Source organism: Chelatococcus caeni (genome assembly GCF_014196925.1).
Lineage (GTDB): Bacteria > Pseudomonadota > Alphaproteobacteria > Rhizobiales > Beijerinckiaceae > Chelatococcus_A > Chelatococcus_A caeni.
The window spans coordinates 1,253,256-1,273,786 of record NZ_JACIEN010000001.1 but is presented as its reverse complement, the minus strand read 5'-3'; the positions used below and the strand labels follow the sequence as shown (position 1 = coordinate 1,273,786).

Below are 20,531 nucleotides of genomic sequence, written 5' to 3'. Positions count from 1 at the left end.
TCACGCTCACGTTCAACCCGGACAAGTGTCGCATCGGCGCCCTCCAGCGCCCCGAAGAATGGAGACGACCATGAGTGCCCTCGACCATGTCACGCCGTTTCACGCCAGCCGGCATGCCCGCTTTCCGTCTCTTCGCATCGTGGCGGGAGCCTTGGCCGACATGCGCCGCTTCATGCGCCTGCGGCAGGCCCGACGGGACCTCCACGAACTGCCCGACTACCTGCTCTTGGACGTCGGCATCGACCGCTCGCAGATCGACGACGTGACGGCCTTCAGCAAACATGGCCCCGCCGGGCGCGACGGGTACTGAGGAACGGCCTCCGATGACGATCGCATCGCACCTCGACCACCCTGCCGGCCACGTCGTCGCCCTGCACTGTTCCGGCGGCGGCGGCCGGCAGTGGCGCAGGCTGGCAGAGCGCCTCGCCCCCGACCATCGCCTCGTCGCGCCCGATCTCATCGGCTCCGACGGGGGCGGCGTGTGGGAAGGCCATGCAATCTTCTCCCTGGCGGACGAGGCAGCGAACATCATCGCGCTGATCGACCGCCTCGAGGGGCCGGTGCATCTCGTCGGCCATTCCTATGGCGGGGGCCTCGCACTCCACATCGCCGCTCAGCGCCCCGCGCGGCTGGCGAGCCTCAGCCTCTACGAGCCGTCCGCCTTCCACCTCCTGAGGACGATGGGCGCGCCCGGCGGGGCGGCGCTTCGAGAGATCCAGGCGATCGCTGGCGCCATCCGCATGGGCCTCGCCGAAGGCTCCTACCGGGCGGCGGCGGAGCGCTTCGTCGATTACTGGAACGGCGCCGGCGCCTTCGGCACGATGCGGCCGGACCTGCAGGCGAAGCTCGTCGGCTACCTGCCGAAGGCGAGCCTCGACTTTCGCGCCCTCATCCACGAACCGACAGCGATCAGCCGCTATCTCGGCTTCCGCTTCCAGGTTCTCCTCCTGCGCGGCGAACATGCGCCGGCGCCCACGCGGCTCATCGCCGAGGAACTCGCCTCGCGCCTTGCGGTCACGACGCTGGAGGTGGTGGCCGGCGCCGGGCACATGGGTCCCGTGACCCACGAGGCGTTGGTCGCGGAGCGCATCGCACGCCATGTCGCGCTGGCGGGCGCAGCCGCTGCCCGGTCGCAAGCCGCGTGATGCGGCGCGACCTCGCCCGGTCCCCGGGCGACGCTACGTCGTTATTGCCGTCGCGGCGTGATCCTCGGCGGCTCTTTCCACCGTCCTCTGCCCCGAAGCGCCGGTGACGCGCTCGCGCAGGCCCATCTCGCCATAGAGCGCGTCGGCCTCCGCGAGGGTGGCGGCGGCGAGAGCGGGATCGATCCTGCGCTGGGTGAGGCCAAGGGCGCGCAGCGAACGGGCGAGCTCAGGCCGCAGCTCGCGCCGCCGTGCGAGGGCGCAGGCCTCTTCCAGCCAGTTCACGGCGGACCGCGCCGGCTTCAACTCGGCGAAGCCGCGCAGTACGACGATCTCGCTCCACGGGTCGTCGCGCCGGCGGGCGAGTTCGAGCGCATGGCCGAGATTGGCCGCGGCCTCCGGCTCGCCCAGGCGTGCGCGCAGGCCGGCCAGCACGGCCCGGGCGTGACATTCGAACTGCGGCAGGTCTATCCGCTCGGCCTCGGTGATGGCCTTCTCGAGCGTGGCATAGGCCGTCTCCAGCTCGCCCAGCATGAATTCCGCGTGGCCGAGAATGGCGAGCAGCCATCCCTGCACAAGCAGCCGCCCGCTGCTGCTTGCCTCCGACACGGTCTGCCGCAGGCGCTTCACCACCTGCGCGTCGGGACCGCGCAGGACCTCGACGACGCCGGTGAAATAGACTTCCGCGCAGCTGTCGACGGGCCGCGCCACCTCGCTGACCACCTGGCGCAGCTCGGCGAGCGTCCGGTCGGCCTCATCGAACAGGCCGAGGCGGGCCTGCGCCTGGGCGCGATGGCCGAGATACCAGACCGATCGCGCGCCGATCTGCCCGAAGCGCTCCAGGCGCCAGAGCCTGGTGAAGCGTTCCTCGTGCGGGGCAAGGCGCTCCAGCACCTGCCGCGCCTTGCTGCGCAGGATGAGGGCCTGCGCGGCGGCGAGGTCGGACTCGCTGATGCAGCGCTCGACGCCGTTGGCCGTCGCCGCGCGGTTGAGTGTTTCGGCAGGCTCCAGCGCCTCCTCGAAGCGGCCGTGCGAGCTGTTGAGATAGCTCAGATGGAGGAGAACGTCGGAGATGCGCTGCGGATCCCCTAGCTCCATCGCGAGCTGGCGCGCCTCCAGCAGCGGGCCGAGCGCCTTGTGATATTCGCCGAGCGCCCCGTAGGCCGGGCGCATGCGCACGCGCAGGTCGATCGCCTGGGCGAGCGTCTCCGGCGTCCGCGGCAGGGCCGCCACGGCCTTGCGCGCCTTCTCGAGGAACTGCGCCGCCGCCGCATAGGCCGAACGCTCCTCGGCCCGGCCCGCGGCGAGCAGCAGGTAGTGTGCGGCCGGCTCCCACTGCTCGGCGCGAAATGCATGTTCGGACAGCTGCTCGATGTGGTGAGCCAGCGAGCCGGCATAGAGCCGTTCCATCGCCGCAAAGACGCTGTGGTGCAGCTGCCTGCGGTCTTCCAGCAGCAGGGAATCGTAGGCGACGTTGAGGGTCAGGGCGTGCTTGAAGGTGTATTCCACATGCGGGAAGCTCTGCACCTCGAAGAGGAATTCGAGCTCCTGCAGGCGGGTGAGCGCCGCATCGAGGTCGGCCCCGGCCATAAGGTGCTGCAGCAGCGGGCGCGGCACGTTGCGGCCGATGACGGCGGCAACCTGCAGCACCTGGCGCTCCATATCGCCGAGCTGCTGGATGCGGGCGGCGATAACCGACTGCACCGATGAGGGGACGACCACGTCGGTGACGGGGCTTCTCGCCTCGAAGTGGCCGGGCTGGCCGATGAGGGCGCCGCTCGCGGCCAGCGCCCGCACCATCTCCTCGAGGAACAGCGGCGTGCCCTCGGCCCGCTCGGTCAGAAGCGCGCGCAGGTCCCCGAGGCTCGGGTCGGAGCCGAGCAGCGCCGTCAGGAACGCGTCCATCTCCTCGCGCACGAAACGCTCCAGCCTGATCTGCTGGAACGAGCCCCTGCGTGCCCAGCCGTGCCGGTAGTGCGGCCGATAGGTGGCGATGAGCATGATGCGGTTGGCGCCGATCGCATCGACGAGGCGGTTCACGATGGCCTCGCTCTCCGCATCGATCCAGTGCAGATCCTCCACCAGCAGGGCGAGCGGCGCCTGCCGGCTCACGGCGATGAGGAAGGCGCTCATCGCCGCGCAGACGCGGGCCGTCCGCTCGCGCGCATCGAGCCTGTGCCAGGCCTCGTCCTCGACCGGCATGTCGGCGAGGAAGGACAGCGGCGCGACGTGGCCCGGGTCGAGCGCAAGCTCGGCCTGCCGGCGCAGGAAGCGGTCGCGCGCCTCCTCCAGCGTGTCCTCGCCGCGGATGCCGCAGGCGGACAGGAGCAGCTTCTTGGCGACGCCGAGCGAGACGCTCGCATCGAATTCATGGCCGCCGCTTTCGAGAACGGCAAAGCCGGCGACCTCGTCGAGGGCGAGGAACTCGTGCGCAAGGCGCGACTTGCCGAGGCCGGGATCGGCAACGATGCCGACGACCTGCCCATGGCCCTCGCGCACGCGCCGCCAGGCCGTGATGAGGCTCTTGAGCTCGGCCTCGCGCGCGACGAGGCCGGTCAGCCCGCGATTGGCCCTGAGATGCCAGCGGGACAGGGCGTGGTTCTCGCTGACGAGCTCGTAGGCCCGCTCGTCCCGCCCGAGTTGCGGATGTTCGGCATGGCGCATCCGCTGCATCTGGAGATAGCCGCCGGCTGCCGTCCGCGCGCGGGCCGTCGCGGCGATGGTCGCTCGCCGCAGCGCGCGCATCAGGCGGTTCGCGGACCGCGGGGCGACGCCGTTCACCTCGACCCGGATGCCGTCCGGTCCGGGCGTCTGGCGCACGATGACCTCGCCCGTGTCGATCCCGGCCCTCAGCCGCGCGCCGCCCTGCGACAGTTCCTCGACAGCGAGCCGTGCCGCAAGCGCCGCCCGGCAGGCGAGGAAGGCGTGGTCCTCCGTCGCCCGTGCCAGCCCGAAGGTCGCGCTGACCATGCCGTCGAGATTGGCCGTGACGACGCCGCCGTGCTCCTCGATCACCGCCACCAGCCGGTCGTAGATCGGCTGCAGCTCGCGCTCCGCCGTCTCGGGATCGACGGTCTCGACGGCATCGAGCGGGCTGACGACCTCGGCGGCCAGCACCGTGACGTACTGGCGGGACCGGTCGATACCAAGGCGCGCCGGCGGCTGCGAGAGTTTTTGGGTCTCTTCCGGATCGGCAAGGAAGCGGCGCGTCTCCTCGAGAAAGGTGGCGAAGGCCGGCTCGTGCGCCAGGAGCACGTGGTTGGCGCTGTCGAGCGCGAGGAAGCGCGCACCCGGGATGCTGGCGGCGAGCGCCTTGCCGTGCTCGAAGGGGATCACCGCGTCACGGGTGGCATGCATGACGAGCGTCGGCACGCGGATCCGCGGCAGGAGATCCGTCACGTCGATCTCGCCGCCTTCCTCGAAGATCCGGTGCGCCACCTCGGGCGAGACGGTGTCCCGCTGCAGCTCGTTGTACCAGTCCTTCTGCTCGGGCGTCGCTTCGGGGATGAACATGGAGGTGAACATCTGGCGGAAGACCGGATCGTCCTGTCCCCAGCCCTCCCGCATCAGGGCACTCATCGCCTCGCGGCGCGCCACCTCGCGCGGGTCCCCGCGCCTGCGCCAGCCCTGGCTGAAGCCGCCGTAGAGCACCATGCCGGCCACGCGCTCGGGATGGCGCGCGGCATAGGCGATCGACGTGGCGCACCCGTGCGAGATGCCGAGCAGGAAGACGCGGCGCAGGCCCGCGGCGTCGATGATGCTCTCGAGATCGGCGATCATCGCCTCGAAGGTGAGATCGGCCGGGTCGCGGTCCGACAGGCCGTTGCCGCGCTGGTCGTAGCGCACCAGCCGGAAATTGGCCGAGAGCCCCTCCATCCAGTGCTTCCACACCGGGCTGTCCCAGTCGCGCTCCAGATGCGACATCCAGTGGGCGGCGCGGACGAGGGGCGGCCCCTGGCCGCTCAACGCATAGGCCAACCGCACGCCGTCGGGCGTCGCGCAGCGACGGATTTCCTGGGCCAGCGGCGTGGCTGCGGCCGGGCCCTGCGGCTCCGCCTCCCTCTCCTCGCGGGCCTCGACAGGCGCAGCCTCGCCCTCCCCGGCCTGCCGCGGCTGGACCATCGCGATCCGGCGGGCAGCCTCTCCGAGCCGGCGGATGTCCGTGCGCACCGTCTCGTCGTCGGGCTCGAGGGCCTGCAACATGCGGGCGTGGACGAGCGCGCGCTCCGGCTCGTCCGCCAGACGGTCGATCAGGATGCGCAGGAGACGCAGGCGCGTGACGTCGAGCTCGTCGCCGACGGCGATGCGCCAGGCCTCGAACTCCGGGCAGCGCGGCAGCGAGAGATCATCGAGGAAGCGGCCGCGGAAGGCGCCGGCGAGCGCCTCCAGGCTTTCGGTGCCGAGCGCCTCGAAATCGCGGATGCCGAGGCCGCGCAGCGGCGCCGCATCGAGGACCAGGCCGTCCTTGTTGAGATAGACCGTGTTGCGGTCGGCCTCCAGAACGCCGCCCTCGCCGTTCTCGACGATCTGGCGGATCTTCGACAGGCTCCAGCGCAGCGCGCCGCGCGGGTCGTCCGGGATTTCCCAGAACATCTCGCACAGCCGCTCGCGCCGCTGCGGCCTGTCGGTCATGGCGAGATAGGCCAGCAGCGCCCGCGTCTTGCGCGACGGCGGCAGGGACACGGCCTCGCCGGCGCGAAGGACCGTCAGATCTCCAAGAACGCGGATATCGAGCGACACGGCATGCTGCCTCACTGGTTTCAAAATGTACCAATTGCGGCCGGGGGCTGAAAGTTATCATTCGGCCGGCGCTGCCGGGATGTGCCGCAGCGCACCGCCGGAGACCCATGCCACTGCGTCGGAACGACGACCGCACTGCCCCCCGGCTCGCCGCCACGGCTGGGGAAGAGTGCCCAGCAAGATATTGACGCCGCAGCCCATGATCGGCACAATATCTGGTAGTCATGGTCTCTCGAATCGTCCTGAAGCGAGAGCTAAGAGGGAATCCGGTGCGCCTAGCGGCCAAGCCGGAGCTGCCCCCGCAACTGTGAGCGGCGAGCCACCGTCCATCTCGTGTCACTGGAGCCCGTGAGGCTCCGGGAAGGCCGGACGGAGGCGACGACCCGCGAGCCAGGAGACCTGCCGTGACTGGAACGAAACGTCCTCGGGCGGGGTGTCCCGGTGGATCGCTTGGGTCGTCGGGACCACGGCGTGAGCCGTCGACGCCATCCTAGCATCCGCCCGGCCTTTGCCCCCAGCAGATGGGGTTTGAAGCCGGTGTCTTTGTCCCTTGAAACCGAACGTCCATCCCGCGGGCCGCATGCCGCCCAGCCGGTCGCGTCCGCCACGGCATTCGAGCCGTCCTATCGTGTCATCCGCCGCAACGGCGCGGTGACGCCGTTCGATCCCTCGAAGATCGCGGTCGCGCTGACGAAGGCCTTCCTCGCCGTCGAGGGCAGCCATGCCGCGACCTCGCGCCGGGTGCACGACATCGTCGCGGAGCTGACGGAGCAGATCGTCGCCAGCCTCACTCGGCGGGCCGACGCCGGCCGCACGTTCCATATCGAGGACATCCAGGATCAGGTCGAGCTCGCCCTGATGCGGGGCGAGCACCACAAGGTGGCGCGCGCCTATGTCCTCTATCGTGAGGAGCGGGCCAGGGAGCGCGCCGCGACGCTGGCGCATGCTGGCGGCGCCGAGGCATCCGCGGCTCCGCTGCGCATGACAGCGGTGGACGGGGCGCTGATACCTCTCGACGCGGAAAGGCTTGAAGCGCTCGTCAAAGAGGCGGCCGAGGGGCTCGACGGGGTCGACGCCGGAGCCATCCTCGCCGAGACGCGCCGCAATCTCTATGACGGCATCTCGTCCGACGAACTCGCCCTTGCCCCGATCCTCGCGGCCCGCACCCTGATCGAGACGGAGCCCGACTATGCCAAGGTGTCGGCGCGCCTCCTCCTCGACAAGCTGCGCCGCGAGGCACTCACCTTTCTCGCCGGTCGTCCCGCGCAGGCGACGCAGGCGGAGATGGCGCAGCGCTACGGCGATTATTTCCGCGCCTATGTGAAGGCCGGCATCGCGCAGGAGCTGATCGACCCGGAACTCGGCCGCTTCGACCTCGACCGGCTTGCGGCGGCGATCGAGCCCGAGCGCGATCTCCAGTTCGACTATCTCGGCCTGCAGACGCTCTACGACCGATATTTCCTGCACGCGCACGGCACCCGCTTCGAGCTGCCGCAGGCCTTCTTCATGCGCGTGGCCATGGGGCTCGCCCTGCGCGAAACCGACCGCGAGGCGCGGGCGATCGACTTCTACCGGCTGCTGTCGTCCTTCGATTTCATGGCCTCGACGCCAACGCTGTTCAACGCCGGCACGCCGAGGCCGCAGCTCTCCTCGTGCTTTCTCACCACCGTGCCGGACGATCTCGACGGCATCTTCAAGGCGATCAGGGACAATGCACTGCTCGCCAAATATTCCGGCGGGCTCGGCAACGACTGGACACGGGTGCGCGGGCTCGGCGCCCACATCAAAGGCACCAACGGCGAGAGCCAGGGCGTCGTGCCCTTCCTCAAGGTGGCGAATGACACCGCCATCGCGGTCAACCAGGGCGGCAAGCGCAAGGGCGCGGTCTGCGCCTATCTGGAGACCTGGCACATCGACATCGAGGAATTCCTCGACCTGAGGAAGAACACGGGCGACGAACGCCGCCGCACCCATGACATGAACACGGCCAACTGGGTGCCGGACCTGTTCATGGAGCGCGTCGAGGCGGACGGGCCGTGGACGCTCTTCTCGCCAGACGAGACGCCGGACCTGCATGACCTCTACGGGCCGGCCTTCAAGGCCGCCTACGAGGCCTACGAAGAGAAGGCCGCGCGCGGCGGGATGAAGGTGTGGAAGCAGCTCCGCGCCGTCGACCTGTGGCGGCGCATGCTGACCATGCTCTTCGAGACCGGCCACCCGTGGATCACCTTCAAGGACTCGTGCAACATCCGCTCGCCGCAGGGCCATGCCGGCGTCGTGCATTCCTCGAACCTGTGCACCGAGATCACGCTGAACACGTCGGACGACGAGGTCGCCGTGTGCAACCTCGGCTCGGTGAATCTCGCCGCGCACGTCACCGCCGATGGTCTCGACCGCGAGCGTCTCGCGCAGACCGTCAAGACGGCGATGCGCATGCTCGACAACGTCATCGACATCAATTTCTACACGATCCCGGAGGCGCGGCGCTCGAACCTGCGGCACCGCCCCGTCGGCCTCGGCATCATGGGCTTCCAGGACGCGCTGCAGAGGCTGCGCATCCCCTACGCATCCCAGGAGGCTGTGCGCTTTGCCGACGAAAGCATGGAGGCGCTCAGCTTCGAGGCGATCTCGGCCTCGGTCGATCTTGCCGCCGAGCGCGGTCGCTATCCGAGCTTCGAGGGCTCGCTGTGGTCGCAGGGCATCCTGCCGATCGACAGCATCGAACGGCTGGCCGAGGCGCGCGGTCGGCTCGACCTCGACCGCAGCATGCGGCTCGACTGGCCAGCCTTGCGCGCGCGCGTGACGCGCATCGGCATGCGCAATTCGAACTGCCTGGCCATCGCCCCGACGGCGACCATCTCCAACATCTGCGGCGTGTCGCAGTCGATCGAGCCCGCCTACCAGAACCTGTTCGTCAAATCCAACATGTCGGGCGACTTCACCGTCGTGAACGCGGCGCTCGTGCGTGACCTCAAGGCGCGCGGCCTGTGGGACGCGGTGATGATTTCCGATCTCAAATATTACGACGGCAGCCTCGGGCAGATCGACCGCATCCCGGACGATCTCAAGGCGCTCTATGCCACGGCGTTCGAGATCGCGCCCTCCTGGCTGGTCGAGGCGGCGGCCCGCCGGCAGAAATGGATCGACCAGGCGCAGTCGCTCAACCTCTATGTCGCCAATCCTTCCGGGCGGCAGCTCGACGAGACCTACCGCCTCGCCTGGCGGCGCGGCCTCAAGACGACCTATTACCTGCGCTCGCGCTCGGCCACCCATGTCGAGAAATCGACGTTGAAGGGCGTCGACGGCCGGCTCAACGCGGTCTCGGCCGCGCCCGTCGCCCGTCCCGCATCGAACGGCGCCAGGGCGTGCTCCATCGACGATCCCGGCTGCGAAGCCTGCCAGTGACGGCAAGACAAGGAGACAGGGCCATGCTCGACTGGCAGACCCCCGCGGCAGCGGCCGCGCGCACCGTTGATCCCGCCGCCGGAGCGCTGGCGGACGCCACCGGCCTCGGCGCCATCGAACGCGGCGCCGCCCGCGTCACCGTCGACGACAAGCGGATGATCAACGCGCGCGCCGACGTGAACCAGCTGCTGCCGCTCAAGTACCGCTGGGCCTGGGAGAAATATCTCGCGGCCTGCAACAATCACTGGATGCCGACCGAGGTCTCCATGCAGGCAGACATCGCGTTGTGGAAGTCGCGCGACGGCCTCACCGAGGACGAGCGGCGCATGGTGAAGCGCAACCTCGGCTTCTTCGCCGCCTCCGAGAGCCTGGTCGCCAATAACATCGTGCTGGCGATCTACCGCCATCTCACCAATCCCGAGTGCCGCCAGTATCTCCTGCGGCAGGCCTTCGAGGAGGCGGTGCATACGCATACCTTCCAGTACATCGTCGAGAGCCTCGGGCTCGACGAGGGCGAACTCTTCAACATGTACCGCGAGGTGCCGTCGATCACCGACAAGGCGGCCTGGGCGCTCGGCCACACGCAGAGCCTCGACGACCCCGCCTTCGAGACGGGGACGCCGGAGGCCGACCGGGCCTTCCTGCGCGATCTCGTGGCCTTCTACGTCGTCTTCGAGGGGATGTGGTTCTACACCGGCTTCGCGCAGATCCTGTCGCTCGGCCGGCGCAACAAGATGGTCGGCATCGCCGAGCAGTACCAGTACATCCTGCGCGACGAGTCGATCCATCTGAACTTCGGCATCGACGTCATCAACCAGATCAGGCACGAGAACCCGCATCTGTGGACCGGCGCCTTCCAGGACGAGCTCAGGACCATGCTGAAGCAAGCGGCCGAGCTCGAGGCGGCCTACGGTCGGGACACGATGCCGCGCGGCTTCCTCGGGCTGAACGCGGCGCTGTGCGAGCAGTACATGCACTTCATCGCCAACCGCCGCTGCGCTCAGCTCGGCCTCCCGCCGGTGTTTCCCGAGACGCCGAACCCGTTTCCCTGGATGAGCGAGGCGATGGACCTCAAGAAGGAGAAGAACTTCTTCGAGACCCGCGTCATCGAATACCAGAACGGCGGCGCGCTCGCCTGGGACTGAAGCGATGCCACGATCCGCTCCTTCCATCCGTTGCCCGGCCGCCAGCGCATGGCGCGAACGCCGTGCACACGGTCTTGCGCCGGTGTACGGCACGACGTAATGAAATGTTATAACGTTGCCAATTTCAGCTACGGCGCCTTCCTGACCGCCTGCGCCGGTCCCGAACGGGACCAGCGGCGAACCGGAATGGCCTGTTTTCCGAGAGGGACCATGACCTTGTCCGAATTCCTTCGCCCCTTCCTCGGGGCCTGCGGTGCAGCCGCCGTCTTCGCGCTTGCCCCACCCGCGGTCGCCGGGCAGACGCAATATCCGCTGACGGTGACGAATTGCGGCCGCGACCTCACCTTCACCCGTGCGCCGGCACGGACCGTCTCCGTCGGCCAGAGCGCGACGGAAATCCTCTACCTCCTCGGCCTTGCCGAGAAGGTCGTCGGTACGGCGGTGTGGCTCGGGCCGGTGATCGAGGGCTACGAGGAAGTCAATGCCACCATCCCGCGGCTTGCCGACAATGATCCGAGCTTCGAGAGCGTGCTCGGCGCGAAGCCGGACCTCGTCACGACGCAGTTCCAGTGGCAGATCGGCCCGCAGGGCGTGGTCGCGACGCCCGAGCAGTTCGCCGAGCTCGGCATCCCGGTCTACACGTCCCCGGCCGACTGCATCGGCAAGGACAATTCGAGCGGCGGCGACGGCGTGCGCACCGCCAAGTTCACCATGGACCTGATCTATCAGGAGATCGACGATCTCGCCCGCATCTTCGACGTCAAGGAGCGTGCGGACGAACTGATCGCCGAACTGAAGGCGCGCGAAGCGGCGGCCCGGCAGAAGATCGCCTCGCTCGACGGCAAGGTATCGGCCGTCTTCTGGTTCTCCAGCGCCGAGCTCGACATCGACCCCTATGTCGCGGGGCTGAGCGGCGCACCGGGCTACATCATGGCGACGCTCGGGATCCGCAACGTCATCGACAGCGAGGAGGAATGGCCGACGGTCGGCTGGGAGACGATCGCGCGGGCCAATCCGACGGTCCTCGTCGCCGGCCGGATGGACCGGCGCCGCTACCCGGCCGACGACATCGCCGTGAAGCTGAAGTTCCTCGAGACCGATCCGGTCGCGCGCCTCATGCCGGCGGTGAAGGACGGCCGCGTCGTCGTCATGGACGCCCAGGCGATGAACCCGACGATCCGCACGATCGAGGGCATCGAGGTGCTCGCCGAGGCGCTCGAGAAGTCCGGTCTCGTTGCGTCCGGTCCCGCCAAGTGACGTCGCTACCGTTACCCTCGGCGGAGGTCGACGCGAGTCAAGCGAGGCCGGCGCTCGCACCTTTGCGCTTCGTCGCCGGCGGGCTCGTCGCCGCCGCGACCCTGGCGGCGGCACTCGCGCTCGGCGCGGCCGTGGGCGAGACGTCCATTCCGGTGGAGACCGTCGCCAAGACCGTGGCCAACCGCCTGTGGGGCGCGGGCCATGCGCTCGATCCCATCGACGAGGGCATCGTCTGGAACTACCGCATCGCGCGCGCCCTCGTCGCCGCCTGCTGCGGCGCCTCGCTCGCCTTGTGCGGCGTCGTGCTCCAGTCCCTGCTCCGCAACGCGCTTGCCGACCCGTATATCCTCGGCATCTCGGCGGGCGCATCGAGCGGGGCGGTCGCCGTCGCCATCCTCGGCCTCGGCTCCGGCTTCGTATCGCTGTCGCTCGGCGCCTTCGCCGGAGCGCTCCTCGCCTTCGGCCTCGTCGCGCTGCTCGCGCTCGGGGCCGGACGGGGCCCGGCGGCCATCATCCTCGCGGGGATCGCCGGCTCCCAGCTCTTCAACGCCCTCACCTCCTTCGTCGTCACGAAATCGGCGACGGCCGACCAGGCGCGCGGCATCATGTTCTGGCTGCTCGGCAACCTGTCAGGCGTGCGCTGGCCCGACGTGTCGCTCGCCGTGCCCGTGGCGCTCGGCGGGCTCCTCATCTGCCTCGCCCATGCGCGCGCCCTCGATGCCTTCGCCTTCGGCTCCCGGTCCGCGGCGTCGCTCGGCGTGCCGGTGAAGCGCGTCTATGCGGTGCTCATCGCCGCCTGTGCCTTCATGACGGCGACCATGGTGAGCATCGTCGGCTCGATCGGCTTCGTCGGGCTCGTCATTCCGCACGCGGCGCGCCTCGTCGTCGGCGTGCGGCACGGGCGGCTGCTGCCCGCCTCGGCCCTCATCGGGGCGACCTTCATGATCGCGGCGGACGTCCTGTCCCGCACGGTCATTCCCGGCCAGGTCCTGCCCATCGGCGTCATGACGGCGCTCGTCGGGGCGCCCGCCTTCGCGATGATCCTCATTCACAGGCCCGTTGCCCGATGATGCTGAGCGCACAGGACCTCGTCTGGCGGGCCGGACGGCGGGCCATCGTCGACCGGGTGTCGCTCGACGTAAGGCCGGGCGAGTTCCTCGGCCTCGTCGGGCCGAACGGCTCCGGCAAGACGAGCCTCATCGCCATGCTGGCCGGCCTGCGCGCGCCGGCCTCGGGTACCGTCACGCTCGCCGGCAAGCCCCTTGGCCGCATGAGCCGCCGCGATCTCGCGCATCGGATCGCCCTCGTCGAGCAGCAGGCCGAAACGGGCGAACGCCTGACGGCCCGCGAAGCCGTCGCCCTCGGCCGCACGCCGCATCTGAGCGCCCTCTCCCCCTGGTCCTCGCGCGACGACGCGATCGTCGACAAGGCGATGGCGGATGTCGACATGGCGCATCTTGCGTCCCGCTCCTGGCAGACCCTGTCCGGCGGCGAGCGCCAGCGGCTCCACATCGCCCGCGCGCTCGCGCAGGAGCCGCGCATCCTCATTCTCGACGAGCCGACCAACCACCTCGACATCGAGCACCAGATCGGCCTGCTCGACCTCGTGCGCTCGCAGGATCTCACCGTGGTCGCGGCGCTGCACGACCTCAACCACGCGGCGATGTTCTGCGACCGTATCGCCGTCATGCAGGCGGGCCGCCTCGTCGCCCTCGGCACGCCCGCCGACATCCTGACGCGCCGGCGCCTCGCCGAGGTGTTCAGGGTCGACGCCAGCGTCGAGATCGACGCCGCCGGCGCCTGCTTCATCCGCTACCGGCGCCCTGCCGCGATGCCACGCGCGCGGCATGCAGCGTCCTGATCAGTGCCTCGATGCCCGCAGCGGCGTGACGTTGGGGCGTCCGTCGCCGGCGAGGGCGACGGAGGCCTCGACGCCGAAGACCTGGGCCAGCATGGCCTCGTCGATGACGTCGGCCGGGGCGCCGAAGCGCGCCAGCCGGCCGTTGCGTATGACGGCCACCGCATCGGCGAAGCGGGCCGCCATGTTGAGGTCGTGCAGCACGACGAGCGTCGTCAGCCGCCGCGCGACGGTGAGGCGCCGGACGATCTCCAGCACCTCGAGCTGGTGGCGCACGTCGAGCGCGCTGATGGGCTCGTCGAGCATCAGCAGGCGCGGCTCGGCCGCAAGCGCCTGGGCGAGGAAGACGAGCTGGCGCTGGCCGCCGCTGAGCTCGCCCAGATAGCGCGCGGCGAGGCGGTGGAGGCCGAGCTCGGTGAGGACGGCGTCCACCGCGGCGAGGTCCGCCTCCCCGACCCGCAGGCCGAGCCGCCCGAGCCGGCCAAGCAGCACCGTCTCCAGCACCGTCAGCGCGGCGCGTGCGCCGATGTCCTGCGGCATGTAGCCGATGCGCCCCGGCCGCCGGGCCTCGCCGTCGAAGGTGATGGACCCGGCGTGCGGCACGAGGCCGGCCACGGCCTTCACAAGGGAGGACTTGCCCGAGCCGTTCGGCCCGAGGATGGCGAGGATCTCGCCGGGCCCGGCCGAAAGGTCGAGCCCATCGATGACCTGTGTCGCGCCGTAGCGCACGGCGAGCTGCGAAATGGCGACTTTCACCAGAAGGCCCTCCGGCAGGATACCGTCAGCCACACGAAGAAGGGCACGCCGACGAGCGAGGTGACGATGCCGATCGGCACGATCGCGCCCGGCAGCACGGTCTTGCTGGCAATCGAGGCGAGCGACAGGAGAAGCGCGCCGAAGAGCGCGGATGCCGGCAGGAAGCTGCGCTGGTCCTCCCCCACCAGCATGCGCGCCACATGCGGCGCGACGAGGCCGATGAAGCCGATGGTGCCGACGAAGGCCACCGCGACGCCGGTCAGCGCCGAGACGAGAGCGAAGCAGCGCAGGCGCAGCCGCCGCACGTCGACGCCGAGGCCGCGGGCGCGCTCGTCGCCGAGCTTGAGCGCCGTGAGCCGCCAGGCATCGCGCATGAGGCAGGGCACACAGGCGACGAGCACAAGGAGGATGATGGCGAGCTTGCCCCATGTCGCCTTCTGCAGGCTGCCGAACAGCCAGAAGACGATCTGCTGCAGGGCCTCGGGCGAGGCCACGAACTGGAGGAGCGACAGCAGCGCCTGGAACAGGAAGAGGAGCGCGATGCCGCCGAGCACCAGCATCTCGGGCGAGGCGTCGCGCGTCTGGCCGATGGCGTAGACGCCGGCACAGGCCAGCCCGGCGAAGAGGAAGGCCATGACGGGAACGGCATAGGCCTCCGGCACGGGCAGCGCGACGCCGATGACGATGACGAGCGCGGCGCCGAAGCCCGCGCCCGCCGAGACGCCGAGCGTATAGCTCGACGCCAGCGGATTGTTGAGGATGGTCTGCATGATCGCCCCCGACAGCCCGAGCGCCGCGCCGACGACGAGCGCGACGAAGGCGACGGGCAGCCGGATCGACCACACGATGGCATCGACCGAACGCTCTCCCGCCATGCCGGCGAGGGAGCGCACGACATCGGCCGGCGAGAGGAAGGCCGGGCCGGTCGCGACATCGAGGACGAGGCTCGCGACGAGCCCGAGGCTGCCGGCGAGGAGGACCATGGCGCGGCGCCGCGCGATGGCGCCGTGCAGGGCCGCGATGCCTTCGGCCCGGGGTTGCGCCAGCGGCGCGAGGAGCACGTCAGTCATGGCCGTAGTCCAGCATCCAGGTGCCGCTGAAGGGGATCGGCAGGTACTTCTCGTGGTAATCCCGGAAGGCCCCGACCGGATCGACGTCGGCGAAGGCGGCGGGATAGAGCAGCTTGCCGATGAACTGCATCGCGACGAAGTCGTAGAGCGTGCGGCACAGGCCGTGCTCGATGGCGGCGATCCGCCCCTCGCGGATGGCGGCAAGGTCGGACCAGCCGGCCCGTTCGGCATAGGGGCGCAGGGTGGCGCGCGTGCCGTCCGGCGTCATGTCATAGCCGGTGCGCACGGCCTTCGGCCGGTTCACCCAGGACGAGCCGGCAATGAGGATGAGGTCCGGGTCCTCGGCGATGACGGTCTCGGGATTGAGCTGCCCCCACGGCCCCGGCAGCCGGCCCTCGGCGAGGTTCTCGGCGCCGAGGAGCGTGATGATCCGGCCCCACATGGTGCCGTTGTAGGTGTTGCCCACGGTGTCGGCGCCGCCCTGCCCCAGTTCCACATAGACCTTGGGGCGTGGCTTGCCGGCCCGCTCGCTTCTGGCCCGCTCCACCCTGGCCATGACGTCGGCATATTCGCGCTGATAGAGGTCGGCGAGCTCTTCCGCGCGCTCCTCGGCCCCCATGATCCGGCCGATGGCCCGCGTCGAGGCGACATGCCGGTCGAGCTCCTGGGCGTTGTAGTCGATGACGACGATGGGGATGCCGGCGCCCTCGATCTGGTCGCGGGCCGTCGTCAGCGCCTTGTAGGCCCATTCGGACATGAGAAGGACGTCGGGCTTCAGGCCGATCACCTTCTCGGCGCTGAAGCTGCCGTCGTCGGTGTGGCCGATATCGGGCATGTCGGCGAGGTTGGGGATGACCGCCTTGTAGCGGGAGAAGATGGCCGGTCGCCAGCCTTCCCACGGCGCACGCGAGATGCCGACGACGCGGCGCCAGCCTTCGAGCCCGGCCACGGCCGTGAATTCCTCGAAGTTGAAGTTGACGGCGACACGCGCGACGGGAAGCTCGACCGTGACCTTGCGGCCGAGCGCATCGGTGATTTCGGTAGGGGCCGCGCCCGCCGCGAGCGGACAAGCGATGACGACGGCTGCCGCGAGCAGCCTCGAAACGGTTCTGAACATGGATGCCTGCCTTGCCGGCCGTGCTGGCCGGCGCTGTTCCGGGAAGACACGCAACGTGGCGCTTCGGGTGGGAAGGCGTTGCGATGGGACAGGGGGACGGGCGCTGTGGCCCGTTCAGGCAGCGGCCGGCGGCCCGCGTGGACAGGCGGGAGAATGCCAGGCGAGGAAGCCGCGCGGCTCGTCGCGATGGTTCGCGAAGGCGATGCGGTCCTCGATGCGGTAGGCGACGGGAGTGAAGGCGTTCGCTGCCGGCGGCACGGCGCTGCCCGCCAGGGAACATCCGGCGATGCAGCAGTTGAAGCGCCCGTCGGTTGCGGGGGCGCCCTCGTCCTGCTGCATGTCCATGGCGCCGGGGGCGCAGAGCATGAAGGCGACGTCGCCGTCCGGGCCGGGGACGGCATGGGCCTCGACGGCAAGGCCGGTGAGAAGCGACTGCAGCACGAAGAGATAGGCCGCGACGAGCGCTATCCAGCGTCGCGTCCGTGTCCCGTGCCGCCTGCGCCCCATGTGCACGCACCGCCTCCCATTCACCGGCGACATTAGCATCGCGCCGGCGCGGCTCAACCAGGGCCTCGTGCGGCCCAACGCCGCCCGGCCCTTCGACATATGCTTAGCACCCGGCGCGCCGGCGTATTTGATGTCGCGCAAGCGTCGGAAAGAGAGTCACGTCATCAGGTCAAGTGATGCTGAAACAACGATTGGTAACCGATTTATATGGAACAATAATCCATCCTTTGAATGCGAACGGATCGCGTTTGATGGAGGCGATCGCGCCAGAGCCGTCCGGCAGGTCTCTTGTGCCTCTCCAGCGGGTTGGCTATCAAGGAGACCGCAGGGGATGGGGTCCCCCGTAACCGCCGCAGAGGCTGATGACTCCTACCGGGCGCCTCAAGCGCGGTGGGAACGTGTCCATTCTCCTTCCGCATCGGGCCGTCCGACTGTTGACGACAGAAGGGAGCGAGCCATGCGGATCCACGTGAACGAACAGCACAGCGCCCGGCGTATCCCGCCGGCCCGCCCCTCCCAACCGCTGCGCAGCCGATTGTCCCGTACCAGCCCGGTGCGGAACTCCTTCCTGCGCCGATAATCCGTTGCAGTCCTGTTCGGAGGATTTGCCGTGCAGATATCGCAGAAGGCCACGCTGCTCAGGATCTTCATCGGCGAGGACGACCGCGCCAATGGTCGCCCGCTCTACGAGGATATCGTGCTGAAAGCCCGCGAGGCGGGCTTGGCCGGGGCCACGGTGCTGCGCGGACCACTGGGCTTCGGCCGCTCCAGCATTCTCCACACGGCCAAGATCCTGCGGCTGTCGCAGGACCTGCCGGTCGTCATCGAGATCGTCGACAGCGACGAGAAGATCCAGAGCTTCCTGCCCCTGCTCGATGCCTATACGAGCAGCTGCCTCGTCACGCTCGAGAAGGTCACGGTGGTGCGCTACGGCGGCAGCGCCGGCGCGGCAGACGATTCGACGCCGTGAGCCTCGCCATGAGCCTTCAGGCCTGTCTCCTCGTGCTGCTCGGCGGCTTTTTCGGCGGCACGTCCCGCTTCTTCGTCTCCGGCGCGGTCGGCCGCCGGGTCGGCGAGACCTTTCCCTGGGGCACCTTCGCGGTGAACGTCTCCGGCTCCGCCCTCATCGGCTTTCTCGCCGGGCTTGGCCAGAGGCACGGCGGTGTCTTTGCGGGCGAAGCGTTTCGCGCGTTCTTCATCGTCGGGTTCTGCGGCGGCTATACCACCGTCTCCTCGTTCTCCCTGCAGACACTCAATCTCTCGCTCGACGGCGAGCAGCGCGGCGCGGCCTTCAACGTCGTGGCCTCGGCCCTCGCCTGCCTCGCCGCCACCGGCGCAGGCTTTCTGGCCGCAGCAGGCCTCGCACGGTGAGGCACGGGCGATGACGCGGCGCGAGACCATCCGCATCTATCTCGCCGTCGGTTGCGGCGCGGCCCTCGGGTCGCTGCTGCGCCTTCTCGTCGCCGTCGGCACCGGGGCGTGGCCCGTCGTCCCGCCCTACAGCACGACCGGCATCGTCAATGTCGCGGGCTCGTTCGTGATCGGCTTCTTCGCGACCCTTACGGGCCCCGACGGGCGCATCATTATCAGCCCGGCCGGGCGCCAGTTCGTCATGGGCGGACTGTGCGGCGGGCTGACCACCTTCTCGGCCATGAGCCTCGATACGCTCATCCTCCTCCTCGACCGCCCCGGGGTCGCCGCGCTCTATCTGGCCGCCGTCGTCCTCCTGTCGCTCTGCGCCGTCTTTGCCGGCCATGCGCTCGCGGCCCGCCTCAATCGCTAGCGGGCGCGGGAACCGTTTTGCGCGAAGGCGGGCGCTCAAATAACCACCCGAAATTGCATGCTCCACAGCCCGGCAAATTGGGGCAGGATTTCCCGCGCACCGCGCTATGATCGGCAGCCGGCGCCGGAAATGCGCCGGTGTGTACAAGGAATCTTTCGGGAGACGACATGAAGGTTGCCATTCTCGGGACCGGGGGCATCGGTCTTGCCACCGCCGCCTGGCTCGCCCACCACGGCCATGTGCCGGTGCTCTGGTCGCCGTCGGGCGCGGGCACGCGCGAGCTCGCGGCGGGGGAGAGCCTGCGCTACAGCGGCAAGATCGAGGGCGAGTGCCGGCCGGAGGTCGCTTCGAGCGCGGCCGGGGCGGTGGCGGATGCCGACGTCATCCTCGTGGCCGTTCCCGGCAACGGGCATCGCACCGTGATGGAGGCGGCGGCCCCGCACATCCGGCCGGGCCAGGTGGTGATCATCAGCTCGCTGTGCTCGCTGAGCGCGCTCTACCTGTCGCGTCTCCTCGCCGAGCGGGGCGTCGAGGTGCCGATCGCCACCTGGGGCACCACGGTGCTGACGGCGCGCCGGCGCAGCGGCACCGAGGTCGCGATCATGACGGTGCGCACCAGCCTGCATGTCGCCACCCTGCCCGTCTCGCAGGCCGCCGTCGGCATCGAGACCTGCCGGACGCTCTTCGGCGACCGCTTTCTCGCGCAATCCGACGTGCTCGCCACCTCGCTCATCAACATCAACCCGGTGGCCCATCTCGGGCTGGCGCTCGGCAATCTCACGCGCATCGAACGCGGCGAGAACTGGCCGCAGTACCATTACATGACGGATTCCGTCAGCCGGCTGATCACGACGCTGGACCACGAGCGGCTCGCCGTCGCCGGCGCCTTCGGCCTGACGATCCATCCCATCGAGGAGCATTTCCACCGCTCCTTCGACGTACCGATGACGGACCTCGCCGAGATCGCGCGGACGATCCATGCGCGGCGCGGCGGCCCGCCCGGGCCGACCTCGCTCGATACGCGCTTCATCCTCGAGGATGTGCCCTACGGTCTCGTCTTCGCCGAGGCGGTGGGCAAGATCGCGGGCGTCGACACCTCGGTGCATGCGGCGGCGATCACGCTCGTCTCGGCCATCTGGGGGCGCGATTTCCGGGCCGAGAACGACCTCCTGCCCGTGCTCGGCCTCGACGGCCTGTCGAAGGACGAACTGCTGCAGCGCGCCCGGCACGGCTGGCCGGCGGGCAAGGCATAGCAGGCGGACAGCCCATGGCGATCGACGAATTCGACCGTCGCATCCTTGCCGCCCTGCAGGGCGATGCGACCCTCTCCATCGCCGAGATCGCGGAGCGGGCGGGCCTCTCGCCCACGCCGTGCTGGCGGCGCATCCAGAAGCTGGAGCGGGCCGGCATCATCCGCAAGCGCGTCGCCCTGCTCGACCGCAAGCAGCTCAACGCCGGCGTCACGGTGTTCATCGCGGTGCGCACCAGCCAGCACACGCTCGCCTGGCTCGAGAAGTTCCAGAAGGCCGTGGCCGATATTCCGGAGATCGTCGACGTCTACCGCATGAGCGGCGAGATCGACTATCTGCTGCGCGCCCTCGTCACCGACATCGCGGCCTATGACGCGGTGTACAAGAAGCTCATCAGCCGCGTCGACCTCACCGACGTCTCCTCCATGTTCGCCATGGAGGAGATCAAGTCGACGACCGAGATACCGCTCGACTACGCCCTCGCCTCGGGCTGAGCGGGCC

At 69.5% G+C, this 20,531-nt stretch carries 17 protein-coding genes and 2 riboswitches; of the genes, 12 read left to right on the top strand and 5 right to left on the bottom strand.

The window, feature by feature from the left end; translation table 11 throughout:
* Positions 1-70: 70 nt before the first annotated feature.
* A complete protein-coding gene (locus GGR16_RS06080; RefSeq protein WP_183315993.1) occupies positions 71-310 on the top strand; it encodes a DUF1127 domain-containing protein in 240 nt (79 codons plus the stop codon).
* A gap of 13 nt (positions 311-323) precedes the next feature.
* Positions 324-1,145 (top strand): alpha/beta fold hydrolase, encoded by an 822-nt coding sequence (locus GGR16_RS06075; RefSeq protein ID WP_183315992.1) that lies wholly within the window; start codon positions 324-326, stop codon positions 1,143-1,145.
* 33 nt (positions 1,146-1,178) lie between these two features.
* On the opposite strand, the gene GGR16_RS06070 is transcribed toward GGR16_RS06075, so the two are convergent.
* Complete coding sequence (locus GGR16_RS06070) at positions 1,179-5,882, bottom strand: alpha/beta fold hydrolase (protein ID WP_183315991.1); 4,704 nt, start codon at positions 5,880-5,882, stop codon at positions 1,179-1,181.
* 208 nt (positions 5,883-6,090) lie between these two features.
* A riboswitch (cobalamin riboswitch) is annotated at positions 6,091-6,303 on the top strand.
* Between the two features lie 116 nt (positions 6,304-6,419).
* On the opposite strand from GGR16_RS06070, the gene GGR16_RS06065 reads away from it, so the two are divergent.
* From GGR16_RS06065 to GGR16_RS06045, 5 genes are all read left to right on the top strand, one after another.
* Positions 6,420-9,287 (top strand): ribonucleoside-diphosphate reductase subunit alpha, encoded by a 2,868-nt coding sequence (locus tag GGR16_RS06065; protein WP_183315990.1) that lies wholly within the window; start codon positions 6,420-6,422, stop codon positions 9,285-9,287.
* A gap of 23 nt (positions 9,288-9,310) precedes the next feature.
* Positions 9,311-10,432 (top strand): ribonucleotide-diphosphate reductase subunit beta, encoded by a 1,122-nt coding sequence (locus GGR16_RS06060; protein WP_183315989.1) that lies wholly within the window; start codon positions 9,311-9,313, stop codon positions 10,430-10,432.
* Between the two features lie 210 nt (positions 10,433-10,642).
* The gene (locus GGR16_RS06055) at positions 10,643-11,689 is read left to right on the top strand and encodes an ABC transporter substrate-binding protein (protein WP_183315988.1); all 1,047 of its coding nucleotides are present in this window, start codon (positions 10,643-10,645) and stop codon (positions 11,687-11,689) included.
* 62 nt (positions 11,690-11,751) lie between these two features.
* On the top strand, positions 11,752-12,759 hold the full coding sequence (locus GGR16_RS06050) for a FecCD family ABC transporter permease (protein WP_183315987.1): 1,008 nt from the start codon (positions 11,752-11,754) through the stop codon (positions 12,757-12,759).
* The gene (locus tag GGR16_RS06045; RefSeq protein WP_183315986.1) at positions 12,756-13,550 is read left to right on the top strand and encodes an ABC transporter ATP-binding protein; all 795 of its coding nucleotides are present in this window, start codon (positions 12,756-12,758) and stop codon (positions 13,548-13,550) included. The genes GGR16_RS06050 and GGR16_RS06045 overlap by 4 nt, the downstream gene beginning before the upstream one ends.
* Here GGR16_RS06045 and GGR16_RS06040 read toward each other — a convergent pair whose 3' ends face one another.
* The 4 genes from GGR16_RS06040 to GGR16_RS06025 form a co-directional block, all read right to left on the bottom strand.
* Entirely contained in the window at positions 13,551-14,303 is a 753-nt protein-coding gene (locus GGR16_RS06040) for an ATP-binding cassette domain-containing protein (protein ID WP_183315985.1), read from the bottom strand. It abuts the gene before it with no gap.
* Complete coding sequence (locus tag GGR16_RS06035) at positions 14,300-15,373, bottom strand: FecCD family ABC transporter permease (RefSeq protein ID WP_019403127.1); 1,074 nt, start codon at positions 15,371-15,373, stop codon at positions 14,300-14,302. Before GGR16_RS06035 ends, GGR16_RS06040 begins: the two co-directional genes overlap by 4 nt.
* Positions 15,366-16,490: an ABC transporter substrate-binding protein gene (locus GGR16_RS06030; protein WP_183315984.1), complete on the bottom strand. Its 1,125-nt coding sequence runs from the start codon at positions 16,488-16,490 to the stop codon at positions 15,366-15,368. Before GGR16_RS06030 ends, GGR16_RS06035 begins: the two co-directional genes overlap by 8 nt.
* Before the next feature lie 114 nt (positions 16,491-16,604).
* The gene (locus GGR16_RS06025; RefSeq protein ID WP_183315983.1) at positions 16,605-16,997 is read right to left on the bottom strand and encodes a hypothetical protein; all 393 of its coding nucleotides are present in this window, start codon (positions 16,995-16,997) and stop codon (positions 16,605-16,607) included.
* A 318-nt stretch (positions 16,998-17,315) separates the two neighbouring features.
* Positions 17,316-17,376, top strand: a riboswitch (Fluoride riboswitch).
* Positions 17,377-17,607: 231 nt separating this feature from the next.
* Between GGR16_RS06025 and GGR16_RS06020 the strand changes: the two genes are divergently transcribed.
* The 5 genes from GGR16_RS06020 (at position 17,608) to GGR16_RS06000 (ending at position 20,524) form a co-directional block, all read left to right on the top strand.
* The gene (locus GGR16_RS06020; protein ID WP_019403124.1) at positions 17,608-17,967 is read left to right on the top strand and encodes a DUF190 domain-containing protein; all 360 of its coding nucleotides are present in this window, start codon (positions 17,608-17,610) and stop codon (positions 17,965-17,967) included.
* A gap of 8 nt (positions 17,968-17,975) precedes the next feature.
* Entirely contained in the window at positions 17,976-18,368 is a 393-nt protein-coding gene (gene crcB / locus GGR16_RS06015) for a fluoride efflux transporter CrcB (RefSeq protein ID WP_183315982.1), read from the top strand.
* A gap of 10 nt (positions 18,369-18,378) precedes the next feature.
* On the top strand, positions 18,379-18,780 hold the full coding sequence (locus GGR16_RS06010; protein WP_183315981.1) for a CrcB family protein: 402 nt from the start codon (positions 18,379-18,381) through the stop codon (positions 18,778-18,780).
* 167 nt (positions 18,781-18,947) lie between these two features.
* A complete protein-coding gene (locus tag GGR16_RS06005; RefSeq protein ID WP_019403121.1) occupies positions 18,948-20,033 on the top strand; it encodes an NAD/NADP-dependent octopine/nopaline dehydrogenase family protein in 1,086 nt (361 codons plus the stop codon).
* A gap of 20 nt (positions 20,034-20,053) precedes the next feature.
* Entirely contained in the window at positions 20,054-20,524 is a 471-nt protein-coding gene (locus GGR16_RS06000) for an Lrp/AsnC family transcriptional regulator (protein WP_026015299.1), read from the top strand.
* Positions 20,525-20,531 lie beyond the last annotated feature (7 nt).

Bases quoted from the DNA above. Each gene is read 5' to 3' on its own strand.
- GGR16_RS06080 (WP_183315993.1), top strand. From the start codon at position 71: ATGAGTGCCCTCGACCATGTCACGCCGTTTCACGCCAGCCGGCATGCC.
- GGR16_RS06075 (WP_183315992.1), top strand. From the start codon at position 324: ATGACGATCGCATCGCACCTCGACCACCCTGCCGGCCACGTCGTCGCC.
- GGR16_RS06060 (WP_183315989.1), top strand. From the start codon at position 9,311: ATGCTCGACTGGCAGACCCCCGCGGCAGCGGCCGCGCGCACCGTTGAT.
- GGR16_RS06055 (WP_183315988.1), top strand. From the start codon at position 10,643: ATGACCTTGTCCGAATTCCTTCGCCCCTTCCTCGGGGCCTGCGGTGCA.
- GGR16_RS06045 (WP_183315986.1), top strand. From the start codon at position 12,756: ATGATGCTGAGCGCACAGGACCTCGTCTGGCGGGCCGGACGGCGGGCC.
- GGR16_RS06035 (WP_019403127.1), bottom strand. From the start codon at position 15,373: ATGACTGACGTGCTCCTCGCGCCGCTGGCGCAACCCCGGGCCGAAGGC.
- GGR16_RS06030 (WP_183315984.1), bottom strand. From the start codon at position 16,490: ATGTTCAGAACCGTTTCGAGGCTGCTCGCGGCAGCCGTCGTCATCGCT.
- GGR16_RS06025 (WP_183315983.1), bottom strand. From the start codon at position 16,997: ATGGGGCGCAGGCGGCACGGGACACGGACGCGACGCTGGATAGCGCTC.
- crcB (WP_183315982.1), top strand. From the start codon at position 17,976: ATGAGCCTTCAGGCCTGTCTCCTCGTGCTGCTCGGCGGCTTTTTCGGC.
- GGR16_RS06010 (WP_183315981.1), top strand. From the start codon at position 18,379: ATGACGCGGCGCGAGACCATCCGCATCTATCTCGCCGTCGGTTGCGGC.
- GGR16_RS06005 (WP_019403121.1), top strand. From the start codon at position 18,948: ATGAAGGTTGCCATTCTCGGGACCGGGGGCATCGGTCTTGCCACCGCC.